Source organism: Thiospirillum jenense, assembly GCF_014145225.1.
Lineage (GTDB): Bacteria > Pseudomonadota > Gammaproteobacteria > Chromatiales > Chromatiaceae > Thiospirillum > Thiospirillum jenense.
The window spans coordinates 1-3,006 of sequence record NZ_JABVCQ010000064.1 but is presented as its reverse complement, the minus strand read 5'-3'; the positions used below and the strand labels follow the sequence as shown (position 1 = coordinate 3,006).

The following is a 3,006-nucleotide window of genomic DNA, read 5'->3' as shown; positions in this document are numbered from 1 at the left end:
CTGAATACATAGGTGCTGGAGGCGAACGCGGAGAACTGAAACATCTCAGTACCCGTAGGAACAGAAATCAACCGAGATTCCCTCAGTAGTGGCGAGCGAACGGGGAACAGCCCAAAAGTTTGATTAACAGTAGTGGAATGGTCTGGAAAGTCCAGCGATACCGGGTGATAGCCCCGTACACGAAAGTGTTAGTTAAATGAAATTGAGTAGGGCGGGACACGTGAAATCCTGTCTGAATATGGGGGGACCATCCTCCAAGGCTAAATACTCCCTACCGACCGATAGTGAACCAGTACCGTGAGGGAAAGGCGAAAAGAACCCCGGTGAGGGGAGTGAAATAGAACCTGAAACCGTCTGCGTACAAGCAGTGGGAGCCTGCGATTTAGCGGGTGACTGCGTACCTTTTGTATAATGGGTCAGCGACTTACTTCTCAGTGGCAAGCTTAACCGTATAGGGTAGGCGTAGCGAAAGCGAGTCTTAAATGGGCGCTTAGTCGCTGGGAGTAGACCCGAAACCGGGCGATCTACCCATGGCCAGGGTGAAGGTGGGGTAACACTCACTGGAGGCCCGAACCGGGATCTGTTGAAAAAGATTCGGATGAGCTGTGGGTCGGAGTGAAAGGCTAATCAAGCTCGGAGATAGCTGGTTCTCCCCGAAAGCTATTTAGGTAGCGCCTCGCGTCTCACTCTTGGGGGTAGAGCACTGTTTCGACTAGGGGGCCATCCCGGCTTACCAAACCGATGCAAACTCCGAATACCAAGAAGTGCAATCGCGGGAGACAGACGGCGGGTGCTAACGTCCGTCGTCAAAAGGGCAACAACCCAGACCGCCAGCTAAGGTCCCTAAATCATGGCTCAGTGGGAAACGATGTGGGAAGGCAAAAACAGCCAGGAGGTTGGCTTAGAAGCAGCCATCCTTTAAAGAAAGCGTAATAGCTCACTGGTCGAGTCGGCCTGCGCGGAAGATGTAACGGGGCTTAAGCCATGTACCGAAGCTGCGGATGCAAATTTATTTGCATGGTAGGGGAGCGTTCCGTAAGCCGTCGAAGGTGTGTTGTAAAGCATGCTGGAGGTATCGGAAGTGCGAATGCTGACATAAGTAACGATAACGGGGGTGAAAAGCCCCCGCGCCGAAAGTCCAAGGTTTCCTGCGCAACGTTCATCGGCGCAGGGTGAGTCGGTCCCTAAGGCGAGGCCACACGGCGTAGTCGATGGGAAGCAGGTTAATATTCCTGCACCAATGCTTACTGCGATGGGGGGACGAAGAAGGCTAGGTCAGCCGGCTGATGGTTGCCGGTTTAAGCGTGTAGGCAGATTCCTTAGGCAAATCCGGGGAGTCAATGCTGAGGCGTGATGACGATCCCACTTGTGGGAGAAGTGATTGATGCCCCGCTTCCAAGAAAAGCCTCTAAGCGTCAGGTAAGTGTTGACCGTACCCCAAACCGACACAGGTGGACAGGGTGAGAATCCTAAGGCGCTTGAGAGAACTCTGGTGAAGGAACTAGGCAAAATAGCACCGTAACTTCGGGAGAAGGTGCGCCCCAAGTCAGTGAAAGCCCTTGCGGCTGGAGCTAAACGGGGTTGCAGTGAAAAGGCCGCTGCGACTGTTTACTAAAAACACAGCACTCTGCAAACACGAAAGTGGACGTATAGGGTGTGACGCCTGCCCGGTGCCGGAAGGTTAAGTGATGGGGTTATCTTCGGAGAAGCTCTTGATCGAAGCCCCGGTAAACGGCGGCCGTAACTATAACGGTCCTAAGGTAGCGAAATTCCTTGTCGGGTAAGTTCCGACCTGCACGAATGGCGTAACGATGGCGGCACTGTCTCCACCAGAGACTCAGTGAAATTGAATTCTCGGTTAAGATGCCGAGTTCCCGCGGCTAGACGGAAAGACCCCGTGAACCTTTACTATAGCTTTGCACTGGACTTTGAACCGATTTGTGTAGGATAGGTGGGAGGCTGTGAAGCTGAGACGCTAGTTTCGGTGGAGCCAACCTTGAAATACCACCCTGGTTTGTTCGGAGTTCTAACCTCGTCCCGTTATCCGGGTCAGGGACAGTGCATGGTGGGTAGTTTGACTGGGGCGGTCTCCTCCCAAAGAGTAACGGAGGAGCACGAAGGTACCCTAATCCCGGTCGGAAATCGGGAGATTAGTGCAATGGCATAAGGGTGCTTGACTGCGAGACACACACGTCGAGCAGGTACGAAAGTAGGTCATAGTGATCCGGTGGTTCTGTATGGAAGGGCCATCGCTCAACGGATAAAAGGTACTCCGGGGATAACAGGCTGATACCGCCCAAGAGTTCATATCGACGGCGGTGTTTGGCACCTCGATGTCGGCTCATCACATCCTGGGGCTGAAGTCGGTCCCAAGGGTATGGCTGTTCGCCATTTAAAGTGGTACGCGAGCTGGGTTTAGAACGTCGTGAGACAGTTCGGTCCCTATCTGCCGTGGGCGTTGGAGACTTGAGGGAAGCTGCTCCTAGTACGAGAGGACCGGAGTGGACGTACCGCTGGTGTTCCGGTTATATCGCCAGATGTATTGCCGGGTAGCTATGTACGGACGGGATAACCGCTGAAAGCATCTAAGCGGGAAGCCCCTCCCAAGATGAGGTCTCCCTGGGCACTTGATGCCCCTAAAGGTCCGTTGAAGACTACGACGTTGATAGGCGGGGTGTGGAAGGTCAGTAATGACTGTAGCTAACCCGTACTAATTGACCGTGAGGCTTGACCATATAACACCCAAATGCTTTGTTTGCACATTGATTCCAAATTGTTTTTGCGATTCTCACCAAATGTTGCATGTTCTGACCCATTAGTCAGTCATGTGTCAGTTTTCCTGGCGGCTATAGAGCACTGGTACCACCTGATCCCATCCCGAACTCAGAAGTGAAACGGTGTATCGCCAATGATAGTGTGAGGTCTCCTCATGCAAAAGTAGGTCACTGCCAGGGTTTATTTCCCAACCCCGCCCGATTTAATCGGTGCGGGGTTTTTCTTTTGGGG

2 rRNA genes are annotated in these 3,006 nt (G+C 53.0%); both read left to right on the top strand.

The window, feature by feature from the left end:
- Nucleotides 1–2,735, top strand: a 23S ribosomal RNA gene (locus HUK38_RS14415); the annotation flags it as partial.
- A 103-nt stretch (nucleotides 2,736–2,838) separates the two neighbouring features.
- Nucleotides 2,839–2,954: ribosomal RNA gene (gene rrf / locus HUK38_RS14410) — 5S ribosomal RNA — on the top strand.
- The last annotated feature ends 52 nt before the right edge of the window (nucleotides 2,955–3,006 follow it).